The sequence below is a fragment of the Pseudomonas sp. LAIL14HWK12:I1 genome (assembly GCF_003202095.1).
Taxonomy (GTDB): domain Bacteria; phylum Pseudomonadota; class Gammaproteobacteria; order Pseudomonadales; family Pseudomonadaceae; genus Aquipseudomonas; species Aquipseudomonas monteilii.
In genome coordinates, this window is the sequence record NZ_QJKG01000003.1 from 149,322 (window position 1) to 175,711 (window position 26,390).

Here is a 26,390-nt window from a genome sequence, read left to right on the forward strand (position 1 = left end):
CGGTTCTTATATACGTGGATCCTTCAGGGCCAGGGGCTCGACCATGTCGCGCACCTTGGCGTTGTCATCCTGCTTTTGACGCAGGTAGTCCAGGGCTACCTTGGCGGCAGCGCGGACGTGGTCGACAGAGGCCTGGTGGGCCACCAGCGGGTCGCCGCCCTTGATCGCCTCGACGATCTTTTCCATTTCGCGGTTGCTGGCGCCACGGCGGTTTTCCTGCGACACCGAGGTGGCACGCAGGTAGCTGATGCGCGCCTGCAACTGGCGCAGCTGCTGGGCCGCCACCTGGTTACCGGAGCCTTCCAGCAGCACATCGTAGAAACCTTGAACCGAGTCCAGCACCTGTTGCAGTTCGCCTTCTTCGAGGGCCTCGCGGTTGACCTCCAGCGCACGTTCCAGGGCACGGATGTCCTTGGCTTTGGCGTTGAGGGTGAACAACTGCACGATCAGCCCTTCGAGCACGCAACGCAGCTCGTAGATGTCGCGGGCATCTTCCAGGGTAATAATGGCTACACGCGGGCCCTTGGCGTCGGCGAATTCCACCAGACCTTCGGATTCCAGATGTCGCAGCGCTTCGCGCACCGAGGTACGGCTGACCCCAAGGCGGTCGCAGAGGTCACGCTCGACCAGGCGGTCGCCTGGCAGCAGGTGGAAGTTCATGATCGCGGCGCGCAGCTTGTCGAGCACGATTTCGCGCAGGGTAACGGGGTTGCGGTTGACCTTGAAGCTGTCGTCGAGTGGCTGGCGTTTCATCAGGTGCGCTCTTTATGAGGCTGTTGCGCCAACATCGCGGAATACCCCGAACCGAGGCGTTCCATGCAGTGGTTCGAACAGCCCGTTGTTAACGGGTTGGCTCCGCATCGGCTTCGGCAAACGCTTCACGGGCCAGGCGGAAGCTGTCCACCGCCGCGGGTACGCCGCAGTAAATGCCGACCTGGAGCAGGATTTCGCGAATCTGTTCACGGCTCAGGCCATTGCGCAGTGCGCCCCGAATGTGCAGCTTGAGTTCGTGGGGCCGGTTGAGCGCGGAAATCATGGCCAAGTTTATCATGCTGCGCTCTTTGAGCGACAAGCCTTCGCGGCCCCAGACGTGGCCCCAGCAGTATTCGGTGACCAGTTCCTGCAACGGCTGGGTGAACGCGTCGGCGTTCTGGATCGAGCGGTTGACGTAGTCCTCGCCCAGCACCTGGGTGCGGATGGCCAGGCCTTTCTCGTACTTTTCGTTGCTCATCTGCAGTACTCCGGAATAAAACAGGGGCCGCAACCGAGGGTGAGACGATGAGCGCGGCCCCTAAAAGGGTGATCAGCCAAGCGGGGGCAGGGCGCCCAGCTTGCCTTTGTGGTACACCATCGGCGTTGCCGGCTGCTCGGGCAGCACCAGGTTTTTCACAGCGCCCACGATGATCGCGTGATCCCCGCCGTCATACTCGCGCCACAGTTCGCACTCGATGATCGCCGTAGCCTTGGCCAGCAGCGGGTTGCCCAGCTCGCTCAGGTGCCAGTCGATGCCTTTGGCCTTGTCCTTGCCCTTGCCGGCGAAGGCATAGGCTTCGGCGGTCTGGTCGGCGGACAGCAGGTGGATCGCAAACTGCTTGCTGTCGCGCAGGATCGGGTAGGTGTCGGAGGCGTAGTTGGGGCAGAACAGCACCAGCGCCGGGTCGATCGACAGCGCGCTGAAGGCGCTGGCGGTGATGCCGACGATGGCGCCGTCGGCGTCCAGGGTGGTGACTACCGTGACGCCGGACGGGAAGGAGCCCATCACGTCTTTGTAGATGCCGGGTTCGATCATCTCGTGTTCCTCTTAGCGCATCACGAACGGGTCGGGCATCGGCGCGGTGGACAGGTTGATCCACACGGTCTTCAGCTCGGTATAGGCCAGCACCGAATCGATGCCGCTCTCGCGGCCGTAGCCGCTGTTCTTGAAGCCGCCGATCGGCGCCATGGCCGACACGGCGCGGTAGGTGTTGACCCAGATGATCCCCGAGCGCACGTCGCGGGCCAGGCGGTGGGCACGGCCCAGGTCGCGGGTCCAGATGCCGGCGGCAAGGCCGAACTGCGAGTCGTTGGCGATTTCCAGTGCCTCTTCTTCGGTCTTGAAGCGGATCACCGCAGCAACCGGGCCGAACACCTCTTCCTGCATGATGGTCATCGCGTTGCTGTCGCACTCGAACAGGGTCGGCTCGTAGAACCAGCCGTCACCTTCGACCTCGGCACGCTTGCCGCCCATGTGCAGCTTGGCGCCTTCGGCCTTGGCTGCAGCGACCAGGCCTTCAACCACCGCGAGTTGTTGCGCGGTGGCCATGGGGCCCATTTCGCTGGCGTCGTCCTGCGGGTTGCCGATGCGGATGCGCTTGGCGCGGGCGATCAGGCGTTCGACGAACACGTCGAAGATTTCGTCCTGTACCAGCAGGCGCGAACCGGCCACGCAGCTTTGGCCGGAGGCGGCATAGATGCCGGCCACGGCGCCATTGATGGCGCTGTCCAGGTCGGCGTCGGCAAAGATGATGTTCGGCGACTTGCCACCCAGCTCCAGCGACAGCTTGGCAAAGTTTTCGGCGCTGCTGCGCACCACATGGCGCGCGGTGGCGGCGCCGCCGGTGAAGGCGATCTTGCGCACCAGCGGGTGGCGGGTCAGCGCCGCGCCGGTGCTTGGGCCGTAACCGGTGACCACGTTGACCACACCTGCCGGGAAACCGGCCTCAAGGGCCAGGCGGGCCAGTTCGAGGATGGTCGCCGAGGCGTGCTCGGACGGCTTGAGCACAATGGTGTTGCCGGCGGCCAGGGCCGGGGCCAGCTTGATCGCGGTGAGGTACAGCGGGCTGTTCCACGGGATGATGCCGGCCACTACGCCAATCGGCTCGTGCACGGTGTAGGCGAACAGGTCGGGCTTGTCCAACGGCAGGGTGCCGCCTTCGAGCTTGTCGGCAAGGCCCGCGGTGTAGTGGAAGAACTCTGGCAGGTAGCCCACCTGGCCGCGGGTTTCGCGGATCAGCTTACCGTTGTCGCGGCTTTCCAGCTGGGCGAGGTGCTCCTTGTTTTCGGCAATCAGGTCGCCCAGGCGACGCAGCAGCTTGCCGCGCGCGGTAGCGGTGATGCTACGCCATTCCTTGCTGTCGAAGGCACGCTGGGCGGCCTGCACCGCCAGTTCGACGTCGGCTTCATCGGCGTCGGGCAGTTGCGCCCAGGCCTGAGCGGTGGCCGGGTTGAGGCTGTCGAAGGTCTTGCCGCTCTGGGCATCGCGCCATTGGCCGTCGATGCACATCTGGAAACGAACGAGGGTCATGCAACAATCCCCTTGGCGGATTCTGTGAGGGTGCGGGCTTGCGCGAGGAAGTCCAGCAGCATCTTGTTGACTTCACGCGGTGCTTCTACCGGCATCATATGCCGTTGCTCGGCGAGGACCACACTGTGCGCACCAGGAATGCTGGCGGCGAGCTGGCGGGTCATGGCCGGGGTAGAGCCCGAGTCGAGTTCGCCAGTGGCGATCAGCGTCGGCACCTGGATGCTGCCCAGGTCGTTGGCGCGGTACATGTCCTGGGTGGCGAACAGCGAATAGGTGGTGTGGTAGCCCTGCGGGTCGTTGCTCGCCAGCACTTGGCGGATGGCGGCGACCTGCGCCGGGTTGGCAGCCTTGTATTCACGGCTGAACCAGCGGTCCAGGGCGGCGTCGACGTTGGCGTCGGGGCCCAGCTGCGCAGCCTGGGCGGCGCGGGCAATAACGCCGGCGCTCTGCTCGGGGGTGCGGTTGAACACGCTGTTGAGTACCACCAGTGCTGCCAGGCGTTGCGGGTAGTTCAGTGCAAATGCACGGGCAACCAGGCCGCCCATGGAGAAGCCGATCACGGTGGCTTGTGTGATTTGCAGGTGGTCAAGCAGTTCGGCGAGCTGGGCGGCATAGCCTTCCAGGCCGATGTCGGCAGCCGGCAGGGCGCTTTGGCCGTGGCCGAGCATGTCGTAGGCGATGACGCGGTAGTCGTTGGCCAGGCCAACGATCTGACCGCCCCACATTTCCTTGTTCAGGCCCACGCCGTGGATCAATACCACGGGTTGGCCCTGGCCGACGGACAGGTAGCTGGTGCCGGCAGGGGTGTGTTCAGCGACAGGCTGAATCATGGAGGGCGCTCCTTGAAGGTCGGGCGCGGCGGGTAAGCACACCACGCCCCGGCCCCGTTTTGGTTGTTGTTATTGAGCGCTGGCTTTTTCGGCAGCCAGTTCTTCCAGGTCGATGTAGCGGTTGCCGATGCGCGGGTGCAGGCGGCCGCCGTCGGCAGCGCCCAGGACCACGACGATTTCATCGGCACGCGGGGCGTCTTCGATCTGCATTTCCAGGGTGATGTAGTGCGAACGCAGGCCCTCGTCGTCCTTCTGCATCATCGGGATCTGAATCGAGGTGCCTGGGCCGCCACGTTTGTTGGTGAAGCTCAGGTAGCTCTTGGCCTGTACCGCTTCGCGGTAGTGGTTGCCGAAGCGCAGGGTGTGGATCACCGCCGAGGCGTGCTCGATTTCGCCATCGGCGCCCACTACTGCAGCTTTACCGTAGGCTTCGATCTTGTCGGCACCGCCGATGGCGGCAGTCAGGCGCTCGACCATCAGGGCACCCAGGTCCGAGCAGTTGGCGCGGATTTCCGGCTTCAGATCTTCAACGAAACCGCGACCGGCCCATGGGTTCTTGATCACGACGGCCAGGCCGACCATGGTCACCGGCTTGTCGGTGGCCTTGCCGCCTTCGATGCGGGTCTCTTCGGAGTAGGTGACGATCTTGCGGATTTCGAAACTCATGGGTGGCTCCTGGTGAGGGTTATCAGCTCTTGTTGTCTGATGGTATACCATAATATTTGTAGTGCAAGAGGGGGCTGAACATTTCTCTTGCTGGGAGACGAAAGGTGGCGTGATGCCTTGATTCTTGTCGTGTCTGTACTGGCCTCTTCGCCGGCAAGCCCGCTCCCACAGGGATCGCACAGTCTTCCTGCCTTGCGCCGATTTCATAAAAAAGCCCGCTCACGCAGGCCTCAGAGGCCCACGGGAGCGGGCGCGTCCCGCAATGATTCAGGCAATGGGAATTCAGGCGAACGCCGGCACCACTTCCTTGATGAACAGCTCCAGCGACTTCTTCTTCTCGGCGTGGGGCAGGCTGTTGTCGCACCAGAAGCTGAACTCGTCGACACCGAGCTCCTGGTAGTACTTGATGCGCGCAATGATTTCTTCCGGGGTGCCGATCATGGTGTTCTTGCGGATATTCTCCAGCTCGAACGCTGGCACTTCGGCGAACTTCGACTCCGGGCTTGGCTCGAGGAAGCCGTTGACCGGGGTGGTCTTGTTGCCGAACCAGGCGTCGAAGGTGCGGTAGAAACGCGAAATGGCCTGGGCGCCGACCTTCCAGCCTTCCGGCTCGGCCGGGCTGTGCACGTGGGTGTGGCGAAGCACCATCAGTTGCGGGCGCGGTACGTCCGGGTTGTTGTTCAGGGCGGCCTGGAACTTGTTCTTCAGGTCCAGCACTTCTTCGTCCCCCTTCATCAGCGGGGTGACCATGACGTTGCAGCCGTTGGCCACGGCGAAGTTATGCGAGTCCGGGTCGCGGGCAGCGATCCACATCGGTGGGGTGGCGTTGAACGGCTTCGGTACGCTGGTGGAAGTGGGGAACTTGTAGACTTCGCCGTCGTGGGCGTAGTCGCCTTCCCACAGCTTGCGCACCACCGGCACCATCTCGCGCAGCGCCTTGCCGCCGTCGGTGGCCGGCATGCCGTTGGCCATGCGGTCGAATTCGAACTGGTAGGCGCCACGTGCCAGGCCCACTTCCATGCGCCCGTTGCTGATCACGTCGAGCAGGGCGCATTCACCCGCCACGCGGATCGGGTTCCAGAACGGCGCGATGATGGTGCCAGCGCCCAGGCGGATCTTGTCGGTGCGTGCGGCCAGGTAGGCGAGCAGCGGCATCGGGCTTGGCGAAATGGTGTACTCCATGGCGTGGTGTTCGCCAATCCACACGGTGCTGAAACCGCCGTTTTCGGCCATCAGGGTCAGTTCGGTCAGGTCTTCGAACAGCTGGCGGTGGCTGACCTGTTCATCCCAACGTTCCATGTGTACGAACAACGAAAATTTCATGGGGCTTTCCTCAACGCTTGAAAGGGGCTGGCGCCGGGCAGGGGAGGCGCCAGGGGGCTCGATTCATGATTGGCTTCAGGCAAAGGCCGGCAGGCTGGCCATCTTGCCGCGGCAGTACACCATCGGCCGTGGCGCTTCTGCTGGGACGATCAGGTTGTGCACCTTGCCGACCATGATGGCGTGGTCGCCACCTTCATATTCACGCCACAGTTCGCATTCGATAACGGCGGTGGCGCCGGCCAGGATGGGGTTGCCCAGTTCGCTCAGGGTCCACTCGATACCACTGGCCTTGTCCTTGCCCTTTTTGGCGAACGCATAGGCTTCTGCTTGCTGTTCACCTGAGAGCAGGTGAATGGCGAAACGCTTCTGCTTCATCAGCACAGGGTAGGAATCGGAGGTGTAGTTGGGGCAGAACAGCACCAGCGGCGGATCCATCGACAGGGAGGAGAAGGCGCTGGCAGTCAGGCCGACAACCGAGCCGTCATCGTCCAGGGTAGTGATGACGGTAACGCCGGAGGGGAAGGAGCCCAGGACGTGCTTGTAGACGGTTGCGTCGATCATCGGGTGTACCTCTAAAGGGCTGCGGTGGTCCGCGGTTTTTATCATTGATGTGTCTGATGGTATACCGTAATACCTAATTTGCAAGCGGAATTTTCAAGCCTGTTGTTCCACGATGAACGGCGCAAACCCACGAATAACGTGGCCTTGAGTGGTGAGGTGGTTTGTCGCAGGCGTTTCACGAGCAGATCAGCGGCCGTTTTTTCCTGCGGATCAGTGTTGTCAAAAGTTTGGAATACCATAATATGGTCCGCAGCTGAGAGGCCGCCCTGGATGCGGTTTCCTTACAACGATAAAAACGACCTTTCGAGCTGAATCCTATGTCCCAACCGTCGTCGCAACACCCGTTTGTCGAGAATCACACGGTCGATTACGTTCCACCTGCCGAGCGCCATGGGAAGGCGCGCGACCTGTTCACCCTCTGGTTCAGTACCAATATTGCGCCACTGCCTATCGTCACCGGCGCCATGGTGGTCCAGGTGTTCCACCTCAATCTGTTATGGGGGCTGATCGCCATTGTGCTGGGCCATCTGGTCGGGGGCGTGGTCATCGCCCTGGCCTCTGCGCAGGGACCGCAGCTGGGCATTCCACAGATGGTACAGAGCCGTGGCCAGTTCGGCCGCTACGGCGCCTTGCTGATCGTGTTCTTCACCGCGCTGATTTATGTCGGCTTCTTCATTTCCAACATTGTCCTGGCGGGCAAGACCATCCATGGCATCACCCCAAGCGTGCCGATGCCGGGCGCGATCGTGATCGGTGCCCTGAGCGCCACTGCCATTGGCGTGATCGGTTATCGCTTCATTCATATTCTGAACCGTATCGGTACCTGGGTGATGGGTTCGGCACTGCTGGCCGGCTTCATCATGATGTTCGCCCAGGACCTGCCGGCCGACTTCTTCAGCCGTGGTGCATTCAACCTGTCGGGCTTCATCGCCACCGTATCGTTGGGCACGATCTGGCAGATCAGCTTCTCGCCATACACCTCCGACTACTCGCGCTACCTGCCGCGTGAAGTAGGCATTGCCCAGCCGTTCTGGGCCACGTACTTCGGCGCCACCCTGGGCACTATCCTGTGCTTCAGCTTTGGTGCGGTAGCGGTGCTGTGTGTGCCGGAAGGCACCGACGCCATGGATGCGGTGAAGCAGGCCACTGGCTGGTTGGGCCCGATCCTGATGGTGCTGTTCCTGCTCAACATCATCAGCCACAACGCCCTCAACCTGTATGGCGCGGTGTTGTCGATCGTGACTGCGATCCAGACCTTCATGGCCGAATGGACACCAAGCATCAAGGTGCGGGTGTTGCTGGCATCGGTGATTCTGGTGGGCTGCGGGATGGTTGCACTGAATGCCTCGGCGGATTTCATTGGCCACTTCATCGGCCTGATCCTGGCGCTGCTGCTGGTGCTGGTGCCGTGGGCTTCGATCAACCTGATCGATTTCTACCTGATCAAGAAGGGACAGTACGACATTGCGTCGATCTTCAGTGCCGATGGCGGTATCTATGGCCGCTTCAATCACCACGCGATCATTGCCTATGCCTGCGGGATTCTGGTGCAGCTGCCGTTTGCCAATACGTCGCTGTATGTGGGGCCGTATTCCAACATTGTCGAAGGGGCGGACTTGTCTTGGTTGTTCGGGTTGATCGTCACGGTGCCGCTGTATTACTGCCTGGCGACGCGCGGCAAGGCTGTCGAGAAGGCTGGGCGGGTTGTGAGTGTTAACGACTGATAGATGACTTTTGCTGTAAATGGGGCTGCTTTGCAGCCCCTGTTGTTTCAGGTCAAACCTTGAACTGCGCCACCATGCCGTTCAGGTCCACCGCCAGTCGCGACAGATCCTGCGCCGCCGCACTGGTCTGGTTCGCACCCGCCGACGTCTGCATCGCCAGATCACGAATGTTCACCAGGTTACGGTCCACCTCGCGTGCCACCTGCGCCTGCTCCTCCGAAGCACTGGCAATCACCAGGTTGCGCTGGTTGATCGCCGCAATCGCCTCGGCAATCACCTCCAACGCCTGGCCGGCGCCTTGTGCCACTTCCAATGTGCCCGATGCACGCCCCTGGCTGCTGTGCATCGCCGTCACCGCCCGCTCGGTACCGTTCTGGATACCGGCGATCATCTGCTCGATCTCCGCCGTCGACTGCTGGGTGCGGTGGGCGAGGGCGCGAACCTCGTCTGCCACCACCGCAAAGCCACGGCCCGCCTCGCCTGCGCGGGCTGCTTCGATAGCGGCGTTCAGCGCCAGCAGGTTGGTTTGCCCGGCAATCGCGCCAATCACATCCAGCACGCGGCTGATCTCGTTGGCATTGCTGGCCAGTTGCTCGATTTCGGCCGAGGTGCCCGTTACGTCAGCCACCAGATGCTGAATGGATGCCAGCGCCTGATTGACCCGGTCGCGGCCATCGCGGGTGGTCTGGTCGGCGCCCTTGGAAGCATCGGCAGTGCTGACCGCATTGTTCGCGACCTCTTCGACGGCGGCGGTCATCTGGTTGACGGCGGTGGCCGCCTGGTCGATTTCCGCGCTCTGCTGGTGCAGGCCGCGGCTGGTGTCTTCGGTAACGGTGTGCAGCTCTTCCGAAGCCGAGGCCAGCTGGTCGGACGACGCGGCGATCTTGCGCAGGGTATCGCGCAGGCTTTCCTGCATGCGGGCCAGGGCGCGTAACAGCAAGGCTGGCTCGTCGCGCCCGGTCACGCGTATTTCCCGGGTGAGGTCGCCGGTGGCCACGCGTTCGGCAACAGCCACGGCATCGGCCAGTGGTGCCACGATGCTGCGGGTAAGCACGGTGGCAATGGCGGCCAGGGCAAGCATGATGACCAGCAACGAGGCGATGATGGCGGTGAACGCTTCGTCGGCCACATCGCTGCTGCGCTGCGAGGCATCTTCGGCACCTTTGCTGTTATAGGCGAGCAGGGCGGTCATGGCCTTCATCATGGTGTCGGCGCGCTGCGTGAGGGGGCCGTTGATCTGCTGCTTGGCATCGTCCATGCGGCCTGCAGCAATGTCCTGCAGCACTTTCACCTGCAGGTCGAGGTACTGCTGGTGTGCGTCATTGAGGGTGTTGAACAGGGCGCGGTCGTCGGCCGCGATGAGGGTGTCGGCGTAGTCTTTCAACCCACCCTTGAGCTCGGCGTTGATGCCTTCGAGCAACTGCAGGTTGCGTGCGCGCTCGGCGGGGTTGTCGTCCAGTGCGGCGCGCAAGGTGATAGCCCGTGCGCGGCCGAGGTTGCTGCTGATGTCACCCAGGGCTACCACGGCGGGCATCCAGGTGACACGGATCTCGTCGGTGGCCTTGTCCATCTGGCGGGTTTCATAGAGTGCGATAAGGCCCATGAACAGGACCAGGAGGCCCAATAGGGCAAATACGCTGGCAGCGCGAATGCCGATCTTCATATTCCGTAACTGCATGGAATGCTCCTTGACGGTGGCGTGCAGGCCTCAGGAGCTTGGTCGTAAAGCCGGGTCACCGGTATGGCGCAAGGCTCTTGAGGCGCTGCGGATTAGTAGTGTTACCTCACCCTCTTGAATACTTTTTTGGTTTAAATGATGCCATATGGCCATCATTATTGGACAGTCCAACAATGTAACGACATAATTGACAAAACCGTCGTTTATTGACGGTTTTGTCAGGATCTTGCTGTCAAACGATCGCAATCATCGGGTCGGCAGCAGCCAAGGCCACGGCACGATCAGCCGCTGGCGGGTAGATCCATACCGAGTTGATCTGGCGCTTGAGGTCCTTGCCTTCCTGGCCTTGCAGCTTCAGTTCGCGCTCCCAGCCTTCGCTGTACGCCGCGCCCCATTCACCCAAGTCAAGGCAGGTGACGTACTTCGGTTGGCGGTATACCACCGGTGCCACCCCAAGCAGATCAGCCATGGCGTTGTTGCCGCTGTGGCGACCCATGGGAATGGCGTGCTGGCAAGTCATCAGGGCGTGGTTGCCGACTTCATCGACGGCGGCCCAGGCGGTATCACCGGTGGCGTAGATGTGCTGCTGGCCCACCACTTTAAGGTGGTCATCGACCTTCAGCCGGCCGAAGTTGTCACGCTCCCCGGCAACCTGTGCGGTCAGCGGGCTGGCGTTGACACCGACGGTCCAGATTACGGTGCTGCTGGCGATGTACTCGCCGTTGTCGAGGGTGACGCCGCCTGCATCCACAGCCACCACCGAGGTATTGGTCAGCCATTCGACGCCAGCCTGCTGCGACGCGGCGACGATCGACGGTTTGATGCCTTCGCCCAGGGCCGCGCCAATACTGGCGCCACGGTCAACCAGCAGTACTCTGACATCGTCACCCAGGACGGCACGCAGTCGGGCGGGCATTTCGGTGGCGGTTTCGATACCGGTGAAACCACCGCCACAGACCACCACGGTGTTGCGGGCAGGCGAAGCTGGCAGGGCCACCAGGCCCGTAAGGTGCTGCTCCAGGCGAACAGCCGATTCCATCTGGTCGACATCGAACGTGTGCTCGGCCAGGCCCGGGAGTGCCGGGCGCGCTACCTGGCTGCCGGCGGCGAGGATCAGGCGGTCGTAGGCGATCTGATGGCGCTGGCCGTGGCTGTCGATGTAGCTGACGCTGCGTGCATCGGCATCGATGGCCTCGGCGTTGCCAGTGATGAAGCGCACGCCAACGACTTCGAACAACTCACCCACAGGGGCCTTCAAGGTATGCGCGTTGGCTTCATAGAAGCGCGGACGGATACGCAGTTCTGCTTGCGGGGCGAGCACGCTGATGCTCAGGTCGTCGCGTTGGGCCTGGTCGAGCAGGCGAGCGGCGCTCAGGGCGCTCCAGACACCGGCAAAGCCGGCACCGATGATGAGGATGTTCGTTTTCATGTAGGGGCTCCGCAAGGTTCGAAGAGGGCTTCGAGGACGGGTGAGTGTCGCTCGAATAACTACGACTGTATTTGTCGTAGTTATTCCCTGCAAGTCTTTTTTCGAACACGCCGGTGCCTCGTGACGCCCAAAAAGGGAGAAACTGGCCGTGTTTAATGGTTCAGAGGGATGGGGTGAACCGAAAGGCGGCCACTGTCTGCTTTGCCCATTCAATGAGATCGGCGTATTATTTGCGACAAGATTGGTCGGAGATTGATATGTCGCTCTACAGTGCTGGCGTCGAATACGGCATCCATTGCCTGCTGTTCCTGGTGGACGAACGTGGTGATTCGCGCGAGTCCAGCGTGCGTGACCTGGCAGAGTTGCAGGGGGTGCCTCAGGAGTATCTGGCCAAAGTTTTCACCAAACTGGCCCGTGCCGGGTTGGTCGCCGCCACCGAGGGTGTTCGCGGCGGTTTTCGCCTGGCGCGGCCGTCGGACGAAATCACGGTGCTGGATATCGTCAATGCCATCGACGGGCCGAAGAAGATTTTCGACTGCCGCGAGGTGCGTGAGCGTTGCAGCCTGTTCGACGGTTCGCCACCTGGCTGGGCGACCGAGGGTACCTGTGCGATCCATGCGGTGATGCTGGGGGCGCAGAAGCGCATGGAGGAAGCGCTGGCGCAGCAGACCATTCTTGACCTGGCCCGGCGGTTCGGGCGCAAGGCGCCGGCCGAGTTCGGGCAGCAGGTGAGTAGCTGGATGGGTGAGCGGCGCGAAGGCAAAGGTGGCGGGGATATACCGGTCAGCCAGGTCTGAATGTGGTGCCTGTACAGGCGTAACGCTTTCAGCGCCCCTCATGTTGGCGCCGAAATGCCCCCGGCTGCACCCCCACCGCCTTGGCAAACGCCCGGGTAAACGCCGCCACCGACTGGTACCCCACCTGCGCCCCCACCTGCTCCACGGTATTCCCCGCCCGCAGCAACTGGCTGGCATGGCGCATACGCAGAGCCAGCAGCACCTGCCCCGGCGATTGCCCGGCCAGCTCATTGAAACGCTTGAAAAACGCCGAGCGTGACAAGCCGGTGCAGGCAGCCATGCTTTCCAGTGTCCAGGCCTGCCCCGGTTGCTCGATCAATTGCTCCAGCAAACCGGCAAACGCCGGCTGGCGGGCGAGGGCGACCAGCCCGCCCAGTGACTGCCCGGCAATTACCTGCTGGCGCAGCACGTAGAGGAACAACAGGTGCGTCAGCCGCTCCAGCAACGCCTGTGACGGCCCAGCGGCTCGCCGGCATTCTTCCAGAATCAGCTCGAACAGCGCCCGCGCCGCACTGCCAGCGGGGTCTTCGGCGCGCAGCAAGATCCAGTCAGCCAGGCCTTCGACAATCAGCGAAGACAGGCCGGACTGAAAGTGGAAGAAGCCGCAGACCAGCCCTACGCCGTCACTGGCCTCACTGTCCAGCGCCTGCATGGCCTGGCGCGGCTGGGCACAGGCATCGGCCGGGTCCTGGTCGCTGGACAAGCGATAGGCAAGGTCGCGTAACAGGAATACTGCATCGCCCTTTTCCAGGCGCACCGGTCGCGCCTTGCCGTCGATGTGCAGCCAGCAATGCCCTTGCACCACCAGATGGAAGCTGGCTCGGCCCATGCCTTGGGTGCTGGCGTGCCAGCCACCACAGTAGCGCCCGACATGAAACAGGCTGGCATCGAGCTCCAGGCCCTCTAATAACCAATCGACAAGGTGGCTGGACGAAATCATCTAATACAAACACTCAGGAGCAAGGAAAGGCGACTGATGAATATGGAGGGTAATTCTTATAACCAACAGACTGTAGTGACCCCCATCAAAGGAGACCACTCCATGTCCTCCCGCATTACTTTACACACCCTGCAAAGCGCCCCGGAAGCGGCCCGTCCATTCCTCGAGAATGCCCAGAAAAACTCAGGCTTCATCCCTAACCTGCTGGGTGTGCTGGCCAACGCCCCGGCGGCGCTGGAAACCTACGTGACCGTTTCGGCGCTCAACGGCAAGTCCGAGCTGAGCCTGGCCGAGCGTGAAGTGGTGCAACTGATTGCCGCTACCCAGCATGGCTGCGACTTCTGTGTGGCCGGCCACACTGCTGTGGCACTGAACAAGGCCAAGCTGCCGCAGGAAGTGGTCGATGCCCTGCGTGCCCGGGGCGAACTGCCCGACGCCCGTTACGAAACCCTGGCAGCGTTTGCCCGCGAAGTGATCGCCACCCGTGGCAATGTCAGCGAGGCCACCTACCAGGCCTTCCGCGCCGCCGGCTTCAGTGAAGGCAACGCACTGGAGGTGATTCTGGGCGTGAGCCTCGCAACCCTGTGCAACTTTGCTAATGTTTTCGCCCAGACGCCGCTCAATGAAGAGCTTGGCAAATACCGTTGGCAGCCTTCTGCGTAACCCTCCCGTGATAGCGGCCTTGATGCGGTCGTTGTAGAAGCGGCCTTGTGCCGCGAATGGGCCGCAAGGCGGCCCCGGCGTTCCCAAAGGAGCAAGACCATGCAAGATTGCGCATTTCGTCACTGGCTGGATGCCAATGCCGAGGCCATCGACCGGGGCCTGTGCGAACCGCAACAGGTGCTGGCACAGATCGCCGAATCACAGCTACTGCGCATTGGTGTCGACCCGGCCTTGGGTGGCACGGGCGGGCAAGTGACCGACGCCGTCGAGGCCATCGCCGCGATTGCCAGCCGTTCGTTGGCTTCAGCCTTTGTCTGCTGGGGCCAGCGTGCCTTCATTGAATACCTGTTACACAGCCCCAACCAGCCATTGCGCGAGCGCTTGCTGCCGCGCCTGTTGACGGGCGAACTGGCGGGTGCCACCGGGCTGTCCAACGCCATGAAGTTCCTGTCCGGCATCGAAGCGCTGCAGGTGCGTGGCCGGCCGGTAGCTGATGGCTGGCACCTGGAAGGGCGTTTGCACTGGGTGACCAACCTGCGCAAGAGCGGTTTCGTGGTGGCGGCGGCCATCGAAGACGAAGCCGGCGGTACGCCGTTCGTGCTGGCCATTCCTTCCGAGGCCCAGGGCCTGACACGCTCCGATGACTTGCAACTGATGGGCCTGCAATCGAGCAACACGGCGGCGCTGGCTTTCCACCAGGTGCCGCTGGCGCGTGACTGGTTGCTGCACGAGAACGCCCGCGAGTTCCTGCCGCGGGTACGCCCGGCTTTCCTGGCATTGCAATGCGGGATGGCCATCGGCTTGGCGCGACGGGCGCTGGAAGAGGTGCAGGGGCATCTGCATGGACGTGCCTCGTTCCTCGATGAAGCCCGTCAGGTACTCAGCGAGCGCCTGGAAAACACCGTGAGCGAGCTCAAGCAGGGGTTGCTCGATGGCCGCTTCCAGCAGCAGCCAGCGGCTTTGTTCAAGTTGCGCATCACCCTGGCTGAAAGTGCCGCCGATGCCGTGCAACTGGAGTTGCAGGCCAGCGGTGGCAAGGCCTACCTCAGCGAATATGGCGAAGGCTTTGCCCGCCGCTGGCGCGAGTCGGCCTTCGTGCCGATCGTCACCCCCAGCCTGGTGCAATTGCGCGCCGAACTGCAACGCCAGGCGGGCGCCGCATGAGCCACGTGTTGCTCGAAGCTCGCGATGTCAGCCTGGGCTACCCGCGTGAGGGTGGCTGGCAGCAAGTGCTGGCGCAGTTTGACTTGCAATTGGCACCGGGCGAAGTGGTGAGCATTCTTGGCCCCAGTGGCGTCGGCAAGTCCAGCCTGCTGCGGGTGCTGGCGGGGCTGCAGCAGCCCCGCGGCGGCAGCGTGACGTTGCACGGCCAACCCTTGCAAGGGCCGCACCCACGGCTGGCGGTGGCCTTCCAGGACCCGAGCCTGCTGCCCTGGCTGAGCCTGGAGAAGAACGTCGCCTTTGGCCTGGACTTCGCCCGCCAGCCCAAGCTGGATGCTGCCGAGCGGCGCGCACGTATCGACCATGCGATTGCCGCCGTGGGCCTGGCCCACGCCCGTGGCCAGTACCCGGCGCAGTTGTCCGGCGGCATGGCCCAGCGCACGGCGCTGGCCCGTTGCCTGGCCCGCCAGCCCGAAGTGCTGTTGCTGGACGAACCGTTCGGCGCGCTGGATGAAGTGACCCGGGCCGACATGCAGCAACTGCTGCTGCAACTGATCGCCACCCACAACACGGCGGCGGTGCTGATCACCCACGATATCGACGAAGCCCTGCTGTTGTCCGACCGGGTTCTGCTACTGGGCAACCACCCAGCGCACATCCTCGGCCAATGGCACATCGACCTGCCGCAACCACGCGCGCAGCGGGTTGAAGAACTGGGTGCCTTGCGTATCGAAATCCTCAAAACCCTTCGGCGGGCAAGCCGCACCGTAGAACCTACCCCAACCCCGTTGCCCTCGGAGGCTGTCCATGTGCATGGATGACTGCTGTTCCTCTTCTTCGCGTCGCGATTTCCTCAAGCTTGGCGCCATGCTTACGGCGGCGGGTGCACTGCCATTGCTGTCGAGCCTGCAGGCGCGCGCTGCCGCCGAGCCGGACGCGCCGGTGCGCATCGGCTACCTGCCGATCACCGATGCCACGCCGTTGCTGGTGGCGCACAACAATGGCCTGTTCGAGGCCGAAGGCATCAAGGCCGAGCGCCCGGTGCTGTTGCGCAGTTGGGCACAGGTGATCGAGGCGTTCATTTCCGGCCAGGTCAACGTCATCCACTTGCTGTCGCCGATGACGGTGTGGGCGCGTTACGGCAGCAAGGTGCCGGCCAAGGTCGTGGCGTGGAACCACGTGGGCGGTTCGGGCCTGACCGTGGCTCCGGACATCACCGACATGAAACAGCTCGGTGGCAAGACTGTGGCCATCCCGTTCTGGTACTCGATCCATAACGTGGTGCTGCAGCAAATGCTCAACGACAACGGCCTGACGCCAGTGTCGAAGCCGGCCAACGCTCAGTTGGCTGCCAACGAAGTCAACCTGCTGGTGCTGCCGCCCTCCGACATGCCGCCCGCTTTGGCCAGCAAGCGCATTGCCGGCTACATCGTCGCTGAGCCGTTCAACGCCCTGGCCGAAAACCTCAAGGTTGGCCGCGTGCAGCGTTTTACTGGCGATGTGTGGCGTAACCACGCGTGCTGCGTGGTGTTCATGCATGAGCATGATCTGAACAACCGCCCGGAGTGGTCGCAGAAGGTGGTCAACGCCATCGTCAAGGCCCAGCACTGGACCCGCGACCACCGCGCTGAAGCCGCTGCCTTGCTGTCCAAGGCCGGCCCCAACAAGTACACCCCGCATGAGCCTGCCGTGCTGACCAAGGTGCTGGCCCCGGCCGCCGAGGACCGTGCCGGCTACATTGCCAGTGGTGCCATTCGGCATCAGCAGTGGGACGAAAAGCGCATCGACTTCCAGCCGTATCCGTTCCCCAGTTACACCGAGGAACTTGTCAAACGCCTGAAAACCACCCTGATCGAAGGCGACAATGCGTTTCTTGCCGGGCTTGATCCGGCGCAGACGGCCCGCGACCTGGTCGACGACCGATTCGTGCGCAATGCCATCGCTGCGGTGGGTGGCCCGTCGGTGTTCGGCATTGCCGACAACTTCGAGCGTAGCGAGGAGTTTGCGGTCTGATGCGCACGCATGTCGTACATGCCGGCCTTGGCCTGGCCGGGTTGCTGGGTTTGTTGCTGCTGTGGTGGGCCGGTGTTGCCTTGTTCGGCCAGGCCGACGGCCTGTCGGCGCGCTTTTCTCCGGCGGCAACCTTGGCCAGCCTGTTCGAGTTGCTGGGGCAGGGTGAGGTCTACGGGCATATCTGGGTCAGCCTCAAGCGCATCCTGGTCGGGCTGTTGCTGGCACTGCTCATCGGCGTGCCGCTGGGTTTGCTGGTCGGCAGTTACCGGCACCTGGAGGCGGCAACCACCCCGGCGTTCCAGTTCCTGCGCATGATCTCGCCGCTGTCGTGGATGCCGGTGGTGGTGATGCTGATGGGGGTGGGCGACCAGCCTATCTACTTCTTGCTGGCGTTCGCCGCGTTGTGGCCGATTTTGCTGAACACGGCGGCCGGGGTCAGGCAGCTGGACCCACGCTGGTTGCAACTGAGCCGCAGCCTGAGTGCCACGCGTTGGGAGACGTTGTGCAAGGTGATCGTGCCGGGGGTGATTGGCCACGTGCTGACCGGTGTGCGGCTGGCCATTGGCATTTTGTGGATCGTGCTGGTGCCGTGCGAAATGCTCGGGGTGAGTGCGGGGTTGGGGTATTTCATTCTCGATACCCGCGACCGGCTGGCGTATTCCGAGCTGATGGCGATGGTGCTGCTGATTGGTGTGCTGGGGTTTGTGCTGGATGCCTTGGCGCGAGGGCTGCATCGGCGCTGGGTGCATGGCTGACGGGCCAGTGGGGCTTCTTCGCGGGCTTGCCCGCTCCCACAGGTACTCCATCGCCCTTGGGCTGGTGGTATCCCTGTGGGAGCGGGCAAGCCCGCGAATAGGCCCTCGGATCAATGCACAGTCTTGCGCTGTCGCACACATTCTTGGGCTTGAACGGTCAATTCATCCAGCCGCTCGTCCCGCATCTGTTCGGCTTCGATCATCGCATCCTCACCCTGTTGGTTAAGCAGGTAGGTATGAATCTGCAGCACTTCTGCCGTCTGATAAATCGGCGCAATGTCCAACCGCCCGATCAGCGCGCCACTGGCCTGCCCGGTACTGCTCATCAGTACCTGCGGCCCATTGGCGGCTACAACTTGCATGCCCATCGCCTCGAACCAAGGCACCTGATTGGCAAAGGCATTCAGTTCCACACAGGCATGGCGCGCCTGCAGGTCGCCCAGCAAGGCCCGTGCGATGCCCTGGCGGCGATGGCTGGCGTTTACGGCCAGGAATGCAAGCGCACATGACTGGTCATCATCCTTGGCCGGCAGCGACAGGGCAAAGCCCAGCAACTGGTCCGGCGCTTCGGCATCCAGCGCCAGGGTCAGCGCCACGGCCAGGCCGCGGGTGCCGTCCAGCGCTTGCAGGTACTGGTGCACTTCCATACCAACGCCGTACTGGTACAGCGGGTACAGCGGGTTGTCGGCGGTGATGGCAACACTGCTCAATTCACCGACATTGTGGATCACCAGTTCGCGGATCTGGTTCTGGAAAGATTCGGGCGGCACGCTGTCGAGGCGGCTCAGGATGAACATCGGGGGGCAGGCTCCGGCGGGTAGGAATACAGCCCACGCCGTGTAGGCGCGGGTTGTACAGTTTAACCGGTTTTGCCCCATCAGCCTTGTGCCTGTAGTGCACCGAGCATCAGGTCGAGGTTTTGCACCGCAGCACCCGAGGCACCTTTGCCCAGGTTATCGAACACCGCAGTGAGCAACACCTGCCCATGTTCGGGGTTGGCGTACAGTGCCAGGCGCAGGTCGTTGCTGTCGTTCAATGCTTCGGGGTCAAGGTTGGCTGCTACGCCTTGTTGGTGCAGCGGCATCACCTGCACGTGGCGGGCCCCCTGGTAGTGCTGCTCCAGGCAGGCCTGCAGCTGATCGGCGCTGACCTGGCCGGGTAGCAGGCGCAGTTGCAGCGGGATGCTCAACACGATGCCCTGGCGGTAGGCCCCATAGCCGGGCATGAACACCGGCCGTGCCGACAGCCCGGCGTGCAGTTGAATTTCGGGTACGTGCTTGTGTGCCAGTTCCAGCCCATACAGTTGCAGGGTCGGTGCCTTTTCGGTACTGGGGTGTTCGTGGCGCTGGACCGCCGCACGGCCACCGCCGGAGTAGCCGGAAATGGCATGGATGCCCAGCGGGTAGTCGGCGGGTAATAACCCGGCCTTGACCAGCGGGCGCAGCAGGGCAATGGCGCCAGTAGGGTAACAGCCTGGGTTGCTGACGCGTTTGCTTAGGGCGATGCGCTCGGCTTGCTGCTCGTCGAGTTCTGGCAGGCCATAGACCCAGCCCGGTGTGGTGCGATGCGCCGAGCTGGCGTCGATCACCCGCACCTGCGGGTTATGGATCGCCGCCACGGCCTCACGGGCGGCGTCGTCGGGCAGGCACAACAGGGCGATGTCAGCGCTGTTGATGGCCTCGCGGCGGCGTTGCGGGTTTTTGCGTTCGGCTTCGGGGAGGGTGAGCAGGCGCAGGTCGCTGCGGCCTTGCAGGCGTGCATGGATCTGCAGGCCGGTGGTGCCTTGGTCGCCGTCGATGAAAACAACAGGGGTGTGCATGGTCAGGGTCCGGTAGGGTTGGGATGACCTATGCTCGCCTGTGGCTGAGTTAATGGAAATTTGAATATCATGATGCTGATGTTCATGTTTCATGAATGAAAAGGCCAGCACAGACCATGCGTGAAATCAGCCTCGACCGCCTGCGCACGCTGGTGGTCATCAGCGACCTGGGCTCCTTCGCCGAGGCCGCTCGCCAGCTCAACCTGGCACCGCCCACCATCAGCCTGCATGTGGCTGAACTGGAGTCACGTATCGGTGCCCCGTTACTTAGCCGTGCCCGCGGGCAGGTGCGTCCTACTGCCATTGGCGAAACATTGCTGGCCCGCGCCCGGCGCTTGCTGGCCGACGCTGACCTGGCGCTGGACGAAGTACGCCGACAGGTCGAGGGGCTGACCGGCCGGGTACGCCTGGGCGCCTCCACCGGTGCCATCGCTCACTTGTTGCCACAGGCGCTGGAGCACCTGCGCGTGGAGCACCCGGGGATCGACGTGCAGGTCCAGGTGCTGACGTCCCAGGCATCGCTGGCGCGTTTGCGTGAAGGCGCGCTGGATATCGGCCTTGTGGCCTTGCCGCAAGTCGCTGGCAAAGGGCTGACAGTGACGCCCTGGCGGCGCGATCCGATCCTGGCCTACGTGCCGGTCGACTGGCAGCCACCGGCCAGGGTTACCCCGGCCTGGCTGGCGCAAAGGGCGTTGATCCTCAATGACAGCAGCACCCAGCTCTCGCGAGTGACAGGGGAGTGGTTTGCGGCAGCGGGGTTGTACCCAGAGCCTCGGATCGAGCTGAATTACAATGATGCGATCAAGAGCCTGGTCGGCGCCGGGTACGGGGCGACGTTATTGCCGCAGGAGGGCGAGGCGGCCGAGCTGGACCGGCGTATTGCACGTCGGCCACTGCGGCCTGGGTTGTGGAGGCAGTTGGGTATCGCTTGCCGGGAAGGCCAGGTTGAGCGGGCAACGGCGTATGTGTTGCAGGCATTGGAGCGGTTGCGGCAGTAGCGATTACCGGCTTTACCCTCGCTCTCGTGCCCGCACCACGGTCACCGTCCCGCCACCCACTCCCCAGTTATCGGGAGTTTTCGCCAGGATGGCGGCCACATCGAGATCGAAACCCAAGGCGCATTCACCTGCCTGGGCGACTTCCTTGCCACGGCAACGCTGGTACGCCATGGCGGCGGCTTGATGCAGGCTTACCGCTTTACCGTGCAGGACGCATTGGCCAGCGGCGAGTTGGTGGAGGTGCTTGCTGAGTTTGGCGGGACGACACGGCCGTTCATGTTGATCTACCCGCACGGCCCGCACATGCCGTTGCGGGTGCGGGTGTTCATTGATTTTCTGTTTGCCGAAGGTGCACGGCCCCAGGGCTGAGCCGAAGCGCCGGGGCGTAAGCCCGACTATGCTGTTTGCTGCGTCGAGCCAATGTCATCTCGATGACCCTTCCGGTTTCCCAGGAGAACACTCCATGAAATCCATCGTACTGCTGGTGATTGCTTCTGTGTTGAGTTTTGCCGCCCATGCCGACCCGGCGAGCAACTGTGCAGCCAAGGTCAAGGAGCTTGAGGATTTCCACAAGGCCAGTGGCCAAGCGATGCACGGCGGCATGGCCCATGATTTCAAAGTCCACATGCAAAATGCCAAGGATGCTCAGAGCAAGGGTGACTATACCCAGTGCCAGGCCTCGGCGGACCAGGCCAAGACCATTTACAACAAGGCACGTAGCAAATAAGCCTTCGCGGGCCTCATCGCGGGTAAACCCGCTCCTACAGGTACATCACCGGCCTCGAACCTGTTGAAAATCCTGTGGGAGCGGGCGAGCCCGCGAAGAAGCCAGTGCAGGATGGCCCCACTGTCAGAACCAGCGATCGTTCTTCTTCCGCCCCCGGGTCAGCGCCGGCAGGATCAACCCCGCCAGCAACCCCGCCCCGGCAATGCTGCCGCCATACACCATGTAGCGCATCATCACCTGTTTGTTCTCGTCACCCAGGCGTGCCTGGGTATCGCGCAGGTCCGACTGGCTCTGGTCAAGCTGCTCGCTCAGTGCCTTGTTGCGCGCCTCCAGTTCGTCGTTCAGCTTCTTGCGTGAATCCAGGGTTTCCTGCATGCCCTGCACGCGGCTTTTCCAGCTGTCGTCGATGGTCTTCAACTGCCCGGTCAGTTCCGCGACCTGGGCATCGAGCTGCGGCAGGCGCTCGTTCTGCCCCGGCACGGCCTGCAGGTCGTTGCTGAGGATCCACACCACATCGCCGTTCTGCCCGCGCACCTGGCTGTAGTTGCCCTGGCTGCCGATCAGGGTCAGCTTCTGCCCGGATTTGAGGGTGCCGACGATGCGGTGCCCATCGGTCGGGCCACTACGCACGTAGGTGCTCAGGCTGTCGCTGACCCAGCGTGCATCACTGGCGGGCTCTTCGGCGTACGCCGGTACGGCGAGGGCCACCAGAGCGGCAATCAGGCCGCCGCGCAGGGCAGGGAGGGCGGAAGCGGTTGGGCGGAAATCGGGCATGTTCGGTCTTCGCTGAAACAGGACAAAAGTAGGCCCGGTGACTGGGCCGATGAACCGGTCGGTGAGTTGACCGTCAGCGAAAGACCGTTTTTTTGTAAGCAGGTTCACTACCTGATATCGGAAATGTCTGCAGGATGTTGCAGGAGCTTTATCGGAGCTAGCGCTAGAATGAAAGGTTGACACCTTCATGGAGCAAGACCATGACTGCCAAGAACAGCGTCTGCCTCTGGTTCGACAACGATGCCGAGGAGGCTGCCAACTTTTACGCCAGCGTATTCCCGGACAGTAAAGTGATTGCCCTGCACAAGGCGCCAAGTGACTATCCTTCGGGCAAGGAGGGCGATGTCATCACGGTCGAATTCACCGTCATGGGCATACCCTGCGTGGGGCTCAATGGCGGCAAGGCCTTTACGCATTGCGAGGCGTTTTCGTTCCAGGTCAGTACCGAAGACCAGGCCGAAACCGACCGCTTGTGGGATGCCATTGTCGGTAATGGCGGGGAGGCCAGCGTCTGCGGCTGGTGCAAGGACAAATGGGGGATTTCCTGGCAGATCACCCCTCGTATCCTGATCGAAGCCATCGGCCATCCCGACCGCGCCGCAGCCAAACGGGCGTTCGAGGCCATGATGCAGATGGGCAAGATCGATGTGGCAAAAATTGCGGCGGCATTGAAGGGGTGATGCCGGTCTATGCGCTCTGGTTATCGTTTTGTCCTGGAAAACATCGCTTATCGAGGCGTGCCGCCGTTCCTGAGCTCAGGTGGCGGCACCGATTCATCCGCTGCTTTCGTGGACGAGATCGACCGCCTGCTGGGCTTGGAACTGGGTGCCCGTGCATTCCAGGCGCGCTACCGGGGCGTGGCATTGGAGCTCACACCCTTGGAGTTCCGCATGCTGGCAGCGTTGGGACCGCGCAGCAGCCCCGGTTTACAGGCCGGCCCGGTCAGCTACCGGTCACTTCGGCTTCTGCCGCGACCTTCACTGAGGCCTTCTTCTCCTGCACCACGATGTAGAACTCCTCGCCATGCTTCACCGCGCCATACAGCACGGCCTTCTCGATCAGCTCGTTACCGCGCAGGTGGCGCAGCATCATCGGGTCTTTGCGCAGGTCGCGGTACAGGGCCAGGCACAGCAGCACCATCACCACCACAAAGGGCAGGGCCACGACGATGGTCAGGTTCTGCAACCCCGTCAGCGCCTCGCCGGGGGCCCGTGGGTCGCCAATCGCCAGCATGATCGCCGCCACGGTACCGGTCAGCGCGCCCCAGAAAATCACCGTGCGCCGCGAGGGCGCTGTGGTGCCGTGTTCCGACAGTGTGCCCATCACCAGCGAGGCGGCATCGGCACCGGAAACGAAGAAGATGCCCACCAGGATCATTACCAGCACCGAGGTCGCTGAAGCCAGCGGATAGCTGTCCAGCAACTGGTACAGCGCGTGGTTGCTGTTGACTGCGCCATTGGCCAGCTGGAATGCGCCTTCGCGCACGGCATCGATGGCCGCACCGCCAAAAATGGTGAACCACACCAGGCTCACCAGGCTGGGCACCAGCAGTACACCCGTAACGAACTGGCGGATAGTGCGGCCGCGGCTGATGCGGGCGATGAACATGCCCACGAACGGTGTCCAGGAAATCCACCAAGCCCAGTAGAACACGGTCCAGCCGGCCAGCCAGCTGTTCATCTGCTCACCGCCGCTGGCGTTGGTACGGGCCATCATTTCCGGCAGCATCTTGATGTAGATGCCGAGCGAGGTCGGCAGCAGGTTGAGCATCAGCAACGTCGGGCCGACCATGAAAACGAACACTGCCAGCACCAGCGCCAGCACCATGTTGGTGTTGGACAACCACTGGATGCCCTTGCCGATGCCCGACACCGCCGAGGTGACGAAGGCAATGGTCAGCAGGGTGATGATCGAGATGTAGAACAGCTTGCCGGGGCTCTCGATCCAGCCGTTGTACTCCAGGCCGCCGGCAATCTGCAGGGCCCCAAGGCCCAATGAGGCCGCCGAGCCGAACAGCGTGGCGAAAATAGCCATCATGTCGATCATGCGCCCTAGCGGGCCGTTGGCGTGCTTGCCGATCAACGGCCGGAAGGCCGCGGAAATCAGCTGTGAGCGGCCACGGCGGAAGGTGCCATAGGCAATCACCAGACCGACGATGGCGTACATGGCCCAAGGGTGCAGGGTCCAGTGGAACAAGGTGGTGGCCATGGCCACCTGCATCGCTTCACTTGTCTGCCCGGTGGCCGAGCCGGGCGGCGGCGACACATAGTGCGACAGCGGCTCGGCCACGCCGAAGAACATCAGGCCGATGCCCATGCCGGCGCTGAACATCATGGCCACCCAGGACACCGTACGGAATTCTGGCTGCTCGCCATCACGCCCCAGTGGCACCCGGCCATAACGGCTGGCGGCCAGCCACAGCACGAACACCACGAACAAGGTGGATGTGAGCACGAAGAACCAGCCGAAGTTGAGAATGACCCAGGACTGCGCGCTGGAAGCGCTGCTGGCGAGGCTGGCCTGGTTGAGGAAGCCCCAGAGCACGAACGCGATTGCCAGGAGGCTGGTGAAACCAAACACGACGCCGTCGAGTTTGCCCTCGAAATGCCGGTCCTGGCGGGCCTCTGCGGTTTTCGAGGGGTCCGTCACGCCGAGGTCGAGCGTTTCGGTGATGTGTTCCTTTGCCATGAATGATGAGGCCCCTTTGTGGCTTACCTGCATGCACAGGCTTGTTGTTGTGTGGGCTACCGAGTTCGATGACGGCCTCGGCGGGGTGGAATGCTGGCGCGATTATCCTGCGCGGGAAAAGGCGCCCCCTGTCCCGATAACGCCCTGGGGCGTCCATTGCGCGACTTGGCAAATACTTTTAGTTCTGGGGGCAATAGCCCTTTCTGCCTCGGGTTCTGGTACCCTGATGGGCATTACCCGGGCCCGCTCATCCGAGCACCGTAGAAGCGCTGCTGCTTGCGGGCCTGGCCGTACCAGGAAACGGAGATTCGTCAAAATGGCCACTGATCGTGTGAGCCTGATTCATTTCGATAAATTGAGCATGAGCCCTGCCGCTGCCGATCGGTTCCAGAAAGCCCTCGACGCGCTGGCAGCGCTCAAGCTGCAGGACCGTTACGTGTACCTCATCGCTCCTTATCTGGGTGATATCGCTGACGCGTCTGACGCCGAGCAACTGGACACCGCCTTGGGCCAGTGCATCCAGGTGGTTGATGAGCTGCTGGCTGCCAGGTCGGTGAGCAAGGTCAAGGCCGAGGAAGTGCGCCAGGTGTTTCACAGCGCTGCCGAGCGTGCGCGGGCAGAACTGCCTGGCTGAGTGGTGGGATGGCCAAAGACATCGAAAACCCCTGCGTTTCGTTATGCCAGCTCAACAGCGAGCTGTGCGTGAGCTGCGGCCGCACCCGTGACGAAATCCGCAAGTGGCGGGGCATGAAACGGCCGGAAAAGATGGCCACCGTGCAACGCGCGGCAACGCGGATGAAGGCTATCGTCAAGAAGGCAGCCAAGCGGCAGAATACCGACTGAACCCTCGCGCCCTGTACAGGGCCTTTCCTGATTTGCCTGAAGAGCCTGAAAATGGATGTTCACTCGCTGTTAGCGTTTACCCTGGTTGCCGCCATCGCGATCGCCAGTCCCGGCCCGGCCACACTCATGGCCATCAACAACAGCCTGGCCCATGGCCAGCGCAGCACGATCTGGTCGTCGCTGGGCAATGGCTCGGGCCTGTTCTGCCTGTCGGCAGCCGCCATGCTGGGCCTGGGCGCCCTGCTGGCCAGTTCTGAAGTGCTGTTCAATGCCGTGAAAATCCTGGGGGCGGGCTATCTGTTCTACCTGGGGGTGCGGCAGTTGCTGAAAAAAGGCCCGATGCTGGCGCAGGCTACTGCCGAGGGGGCGGCCAAGGTTCGCCCCTCGCCGCTGAAGCTCTACAAGTCGGCGTTCCTTACCGCAGTGACCAACCCCAAGGCGACCATGTTCTTCACGGCGCTGTTCCCGCAGTTCATCGACCAAGGGGCCGCACTGTTGCCGCAATTCCTGGCCTTGACCGGTATTTTCGTGGCGTTGTCGCTGGTTTCGCTGAGCTTGTATGCCGCGCTGGCTGCACGGGCGAAAGGCGTGCTGACCCGGCCGTCACTGTCGCGCTGGGTGAGCCGGGTGGTGGGCACTACCTTTATCGGGTTTGGTGCGGCGATCCTGGCGATGCGTCGTCAGGGCGCCTGAGTGCCAGAGAGGGTAATCGACGGCT

At 62.8% G+C, this 26,390-nt stretch carries 28 protein-coding genes and 1 pseudogene; 14 read left to right on the top strand and 15 right to left on the bottom strand.

Annotation, left to right across the window (positions count from 1 at the left end):
* Positions 1-6 precede the first annotated feature (6 nt).
* From D906_RS10005 to D906_RS10040, 8 genes are all read right to left on the bottom strand, one after another.
* Entirely contained in the window at positions 7-753 is a 747-nt protein-coding gene (locus tag D906_RS10005) for a GntR family transcriptional regulator (RefSeq protein ID WP_016715705.1), read from the bottom strand.
* 88 nt (positions 754-841) lie between these two features.
* Positions 842-1,231, bottom strand: coding sequence for a carboxymuconolactone decarboxylase family protein (locus D906_RS10010; protein ID WP_016715706.1), 390 nt, complete (start codon positions 1,229-1,231; stop codon positions 842-844).
* A gap of 72 nt (positions 1,232-1,303) precedes the next feature.
* Positions 1,304-1,789 carry a flavin reductase family protein gene (locus D906_RS10015; protein ID WP_016715707.1) on the bottom strand — a complete coding sequence of 162 codons (486 nt, stop codon included), beginning with the start codon at positions 1,787-1,789 and terminating at the stop codon, positions 1,304-1,306.
* 12 nt (positions 1,790-1,801) lie between these two features.
* Entirely contained in the window at positions 1,802-3,283 is a 1,482-nt protein-coding gene (locus D906_RS10020; RefSeq protein WP_016715708.1) for an aldehyde dehydrogenase, read from the bottom strand.
* Positions 3,280-4,113: an alpha/beta fold hydrolase gene (locus tag D906_RS10025; RefSeq protein WP_019097888.1), complete on the bottom strand. Its 834-nt coding sequence runs from the start codon at positions 4,111-4,113 to the stop codon at positions 3,280-3,282. Before D906_RS10025 ends, D906_RS10020 begins: the two co-directional genes overlap by 4 nt.
* Positions 4,114-4,182: 69 nt before the next feature.
* Positions 4,183-4,779, bottom strand: coding sequence for an amino acid synthesis family protein (locus D906_RS10030; protein WP_027615133.1), 597 nt, complete (start codon positions 4,777-4,779; stop codon positions 4,183-4,185).
* 282 nt (positions 4,780-5,061) lie between these two features.
* Positions 5,062-6,102, bottom strand: a complete 1,041-nt coding sequence (locus tag D906_RS10035) for an LLM class flavin-dependent oxidoreductase (RefSeq protein ID WP_027615134.1) — start codon at positions 6,100-6,102, stop codon at positions 5,062-5,064.
* Between the two features lie 75 nt (positions 6,103-6,177).
* Positions 6,178-6,663, bottom strand: coding sequence for a flavin reductase family protein (locus D906_RS10040; RefSeq protein WP_016715712.1), 486 nt, complete (start codon positions 6,661-6,663; stop codon positions 6,178-6,180).
* A gap of 317 nt (positions 6,664-6,980) precedes the next feature.
* Here D906_RS10040 and D906_RS10045 point away from each other — a divergent pair, with 317 nt between their 5' ends.
* Complete coding sequence (locus D906_RS10045; RefSeq protein WP_019097850.1) at positions 6,981-8,387, top strand: cytosine permease; 1,407 nt, start codon at positions 6,981-6,983, stop codon at positions 8,385-8,387.
* Positions 8,388-8,439: 52 nt separating this feature from the next.
* On the opposite strand, the gene D906_RS10050 is transcribed toward D906_RS10045, so the two are convergent.
* The gene (locus D906_RS10050) at positions 8,440-10,065 is read right to left on the bottom strand and encodes a methyl-accepting chemotaxis protein (protein ID WP_027615135.1); all 1,626 of its coding nucleotides are present in this window, start codon (positions 10,063-10,065) and stop codon (positions 8,440-8,442) included.
* A gap of 232 nt (positions 10,066-10,297) precedes the next feature.
* Entirely contained in the window at positions 10,298-11,494 is a 1,197-nt protein-coding gene (locus D906_RS10055) for an NAD(P)/FAD-dependent oxidoreductase (protein WP_097156168.1), read from the bottom strand.
* 257 nt (positions 11,495-11,751) lie between these two features.
* On the opposite strand from D906_RS10055, the gene D906_RS10060 reads away from it, so the two are divergent.
* Positions 11,752-12,291 carry an Rrf2 family transcriptional regulator gene (locus D906_RS10060; RefSeq protein ID WP_019097848.1) on the top strand — a complete coding sequence of 180 codons (540 nt, stop codon included), beginning with the start codon at positions 11,752-11,754 and terminating at the stop codon, positions 12,289-12,291.
* 28 nt (positions 12,292-12,319) lie between these two features.
* Here the strand turns inward: D906_RS10060 and D906_RS10065 are convergent, their stop codons facing one another.
* Positions 12,320-13,231: an AraC family transcriptional regulator gene (locus tag D906_RS10065; protein ID WP_027615137.1), complete on the bottom strand. Its 912-nt coding sequence runs from the start codon at positions 13,229-13,231 to the stop codon at positions 12,320-12,322.
* Between the two features lie 102 nt (positions 13,232-13,333).
* On the opposite strand from D906_RS10065, the gene D906_RS10070 reads away from it, so the two are divergent.
* The 5 genes from D906_RS10070 to D906_RS10090 all read left to right on the top strand — a co-directional run bounded on the left by D906_RS10070 (position 13,334) and on the right by D906_RS10090 (position 17,823).
* The gene (locus D906_RS10070; RefSeq protein ID WP_025754491.1) at positions 13,334-13,894 is read left to right on the top strand and encodes a carboxymuconolactone decarboxylase family protein; all 561 of its coding nucleotides are present in this window, start codon (positions 13,334-13,336) and stop codon (positions 13,892-13,894) included.
* A gap of 99 nt (positions 13,895-13,993) precedes the next feature.
* Complete coding sequence (locus D906_RS10075) at positions 13,994-15,058, top strand: acyl-CoA dehydrogenase family protein (protein ID WP_019097847.1); 1,065 nt, start codon at positions 13,994-13,996, stop codon at positions 15,056-15,058.
* Entirely contained in the window at positions 15,055-15,876 is an 822-nt protein-coding gene (locus D906_RS10080) for an ABC transporter ATP-binding protein (protein WP_025754489.1), read from the top strand. The genes D906_RS10075 and D906_RS10080 overlap by 4 nt, the downstream gene beginning before the upstream one ends.
* Positions 15,863-17,068: an ABC transporter substrate-binding protein gene (locus D906_RS10085; RefSeq protein ID WP_019096625.1), complete on the top strand. Its 1,206-nt coding sequence runs from the start codon at positions 15,863-15,865 to the stop codon at positions 17,066-17,068. Before D906_RS10080 ends, D906_RS10085 begins: the two co-directional genes overlap by 14 nt.
* Positions 17,068-17,823 carry an ABC transporter permease gene (locus tag D906_RS10090; protein ID WP_019096626.1) on the top strand — a complete coding sequence of 252 codons (756 nt, stop codon included), beginning with the start codon at positions 17,068-17,070 and terminating at the stop codon, positions 17,821-17,823. Before D906_RS10085 ends, D906_RS10090 begins: the two co-directional genes overlap by 1 nt.
* Before the next feature lie 110 nt (positions 17,824-17,933).
* Here the strand turns inward: D906_RS10090 and D906_RS10095 are convergent, their stop codons facing one another.
* Both D906_RS10095 and argC read right to left on the bottom strand, forming a co-directional pair.
* On the bottom strand, positions 17,934-18,620 hold the full coding sequence (locus D906_RS10095) for a GNAT family N-acetyltransferase (protein ID WP_016715721.1): 687 nt from the start codon (positions 18,618-18,620) through the stop codon (positions 17,934-17,936).
* A gap of 80 nt (positions 18,621-18,700) precedes the next feature.
* The gene (gene argC, locus D906_RS10100; protein ID WP_019096416.1) at positions 18,701-19,642 is read right to left on the bottom strand and encodes an N-acetyl-gamma-glutamyl-phosphate reductase; all 942 of its coding nucleotides are present in this window, start codon (positions 19,640-19,642) and stop codon (positions 18,701-18,703) included.
* A gap of 116 nt (positions 19,643-19,758) precedes the next feature.
* Between argC and D906_RS10105 the strand changes: the two genes are divergently transcribed.
* The 3 genes and pseudogenes from D906_RS10105 (at position 19,759) to D906_RS10115 (ending at position 21,367) form a co-directional block, all read left to right on the top strand.
* On the top strand, positions 19,759-20,640 hold the full coding sequence (locus tag D906_RS10105; protein ID WP_016715723.1) for a LysR family transcriptional regulator: 882 nt from the start codon (positions 19,759-19,761) through the stop codon (positions 20,638-20,640).
* A gap of 30 nt (positions 20,641-20,670) precedes the next feature.
* A pseudogene (locus tag D906_RS10110) lies at positions 20,671-21,009 on the top strand (LysR substrate-binding domain-containing protein); the annotation flags it as partial.
* 94 nt (positions 21,010-21,103) lie between these two features.
* Positions 21,104-21,367 carry a hypothetical protein gene (locus D906_RS10115; protein ID WP_016715725.1) on the top strand — a complete coding sequence of 88 codons (264 nt, stop codon included), beginning with the start codon at positions 21,104-21,106 and terminating at the stop codon, positions 21,365-21,367.
* 123 nt (positions 21,368-21,490) lie between these two features.
* On the opposite strand, the gene D906_RS10120 is transcribed toward D906_RS10115, so the two are convergent.
* Entirely contained in the window at positions 21,491-22,141 is a 651-nt protein-coding gene (locus D906_RS10120) for a TIGR04211 family SH3 domain-containing protein (RefSeq protein ID WP_027609057.1), read from the bottom strand.
* 200 nt (positions 22,142-22,341) lie between these two features.
* Between D906_RS10120 and D906_RS10125 the strand changes: the two genes are divergently transcribed.
* A complete protein-coding gene (locus D906_RS10125) occupies positions 22,342-22,821 on the top strand; it encodes a VOC family protein (protein WP_027615138.1) in 480 nt (159 codons plus the stop codon).
* A gap of 262 nt (positions 22,822-23,083) precedes the next feature.
* Here the strand turns inward: D906_RS10125 and D906_RS10130 are convergent, their stop codons facing one another.
* Positions 23,084-24,829: a BCCT family transporter gene (locus tag D906_RS10130; RefSeq protein WP_025754487.1), complete on the bottom strand. Its 1,746-nt coding sequence runs from the start codon at positions 24,827-24,829 to the stop codon at positions 23,084-23,086.
* A 316-nt stretch (positions 24,830-25,145) separates the two neighbouring features.
* Between D906_RS10130 and D906_RS10135 the strand changes: the two genes are divergently transcribed.
* The 3 genes from D906_RS10135 to D906_RS10145 are packed head-to-tail and all read left to right on the top strand — an operon-like array spanning position 25,146 to position 26,365.
* Entirely contained in the window at positions 25,146-25,463 is a 318-nt protein-coding gene (locus D906_RS10135; RefSeq protein WP_019096412.1) for a hypothetical protein, read from the top strand.
* A gap of 8 nt (positions 25,464-25,471) precedes the next feature.
* Entirely contained in the window at positions 25,472-25,672 is a 201-nt protein-coding gene (locus tag D906_RS10140; protein WP_025754486.1) for a DUF1289 domain-containing protein, read from the top strand.
* 51 nt (positions 25,673-25,723) lie between these two features.
* Positions 25,724-26,365, top strand: a complete 642-nt coding sequence (locus D906_RS10145; protein WP_019096410.1) for a LysE family translocator — start codon at positions 25,724-25,726, stop codon at positions 26,363-26,365.
* Positions 26,366-26,390 lie beyond the last annotated feature (25 nt).

Excerpts from the sequence above, each read along its gene's own strand:
- D906_RS10070 (WP_025754491.1), top strand. The coding sequence starts at position 13,334 with ATGTCCTCCCGCATTACTTTACACACCCTGCAAAGCGCCCCGGAAGCG.
- D906_RS10065 (WP_027615137.1), bottom strand. The coding sequence starts at position 13,231 with ATGATTTCGTCCAGCCACCTTGTCGATTGGTTATTAGAGGGCCTGGAG.
- D906_RS10055 (WP_097156168.1), bottom strand. The coding sequence starts at position 11,494 with ATGAAAACGAACATCCTCATCATCGGTGCCGGCTTTGCCGGTGTCTGG.
- D906_RS10025 (WP_019097888.1), bottom strand. The coding sequence starts at position 4,113 with ATGATTCAGCCTGTCGCTGAACACACCCCTGCCGGCACCAGCTACCTG.
- D906_RS10015 (WP_016715707.1), bottom strand. The coding sequence starts at position 1,789 with ATGATCGAACCCGGCATCTACAAAGACGTGATGGGCTCCTTCCCGTCC.
- D906_RS10050 (WP_027615135.1), bottom strand. The coding sequence starts at position 10,065 with ATGCAGTTACGGAATATGAAGATCGGCATTCGCGCTGCCAGCGTATTT.
- D906_RS10125 (WP_027615138.1), top strand. The coding sequence starts at position 22,342 with ATGACTGCCAAGAACAGCGTCTGCCTCTGGTTCGACAACGATGCCGAG.
- D906_RS10035 (WP_027615134.1), bottom strand. The coding sequence starts at position 6,102 with ATGAAATTTTCGTTGTTCGTACACATGGAACGTTGGGATGAACAGGTC.
- D906_RS10135 (WP_019096412.1), top strand. The coding sequence starts at position 25,146 with ATGGCCACTGATCGTGTGAGCCTGATTCATTTCGATAAATTGAGCATG.
- D906_RS10120 (WP_027609057.1), bottom strand. The coding sequence starts at position 22,141 with ATGCCCGATTTCCGCCCAACCGCTTCCGCCCTCCCTGCCCTGCGCGGC.
- D906_RS10040 (WP_016715712.1), bottom strand. The coding sequence starts at position 6,663 with ATGATCGACGCAACCGTCTACAAGCACGTCCTGGGCTCCTTCCCCTCC.
- D906_RS10105 (WP_016715723.1), top strand. The coding sequence starts at position 19,759 with ATGCGTGAAATCAGCCTCGACCGCCTGCGCACGCTGGTGGTCATCAGC.
- D906_RS10130 (WP_025754487.1), bottom strand. The coding sequence starts at position 24,829 with ATGGCAAAGGAACACATCACCGAAACGCTCGACCTCGGCGTGACGGAC.
- D906_RS10030 (WP_027615133.1), bottom strand. The coding sequence starts at position 4,779 with ATGAGTTTCGAAATCCGCAAGATCGTCACCTACTCCGAAGAGACCCGC.
- D906_RS10145 (WP_019096410.1), top strand. The coding sequence starts at position 25,724 with ATGGATGTTCACTCGCTGTTAGCGTTTACCCTGGTTGCCGCCATCGCG.
- D906_RS10060 (WP_019097848.1), top strand. The coding sequence starts at position 11,752 with ATGTCGCTCTACAGTGCTGGCGTCGAATACGGCATCCATTGCCTGCTG.
- D906_RS10005 (WP_016715705.1), bottom strand. The coding sequence starts at position 753 with ATGAAACGCCAGCCACTCGACGACAGCTTCAAGGTCAACCGCAACCCC.
- D906_RS10010 (WP_016715706.1), bottom strand. The coding sequence starts at position 1,231 with ATGAGCAACGAAAAGTACGAGAAAGGCCTGGCCATCCGCACCCAGGTG.
- D906_RS10080 (WP_025754489.1), top strand. The coding sequence starts at position 15,055 with ATGAGCCACGTGTTGCTCGAAGCTCGCGATGTCAGCCTGGGCTACCCG.
- D906_RS10085 (WP_019096625.1), top strand. The coding sequence starts at position 15,863 with ATGTGCATGGATGACTGCTGTTCCTCTTCTTCGCGTCGCGATTTCCTC.
- D906_RS10095 (WP_016715721.1), bottom strand. The coding sequence starts at position 18,620 with ATGTTCATCCTGAGCCGCCTCGACAGCGTGCCGCCCGAATCTTTCCAG.
- D906_RS10075 (WP_019097847.1), top strand. The coding sequence starts at position 13,994 with ATGCAAGATTGCGCATTTCGTCACTGGCTGGATGCCAATGCCGAGGCC.
- D906_RS10045 (WP_019097850.1), top strand. The coding sequence starts at position 6,981 with ATGTCCCAACCGTCGTCGCAACACCCGTTTGTCGAGAATCACACGGTC.
- D906_RS10140 (WP_025754486.1), top strand. The coding sequence starts at position 25,472 with ATGGCCAAAGACATCGAAAACCCCTGCGTTTCGTTATGCCAGCTCAAC.
- D906_RS10090 (WP_019096626.1), top strand. The coding sequence starts at position 17,068 with ATGCGCACGCATGTCGTACATGCCGGCCTTGGCCTGGCCGGGTTGCTG.
- argC (WP_019096416.1), bottom strand. The coding sequence starts at position 19,642 with ATGCACACCCCTGTTGTTTTCATCGACGGCGACCAAGGCACCACCGGC.
- D906_RS10115 (WP_016715725.1), top strand. The coding sequence starts at position 21,104 with ATGAAATCCATCGTACTGCTGGTGATTGCTTCTGTGTTGAGTTTTGCC.
- D906_RS10020 (WP_016715708.1), bottom strand. The coding sequence starts at position 3,283 with ATGACCCTCGTTCGTTTCCAGATGTGCATCGACGGCCAATGGCGCGAT.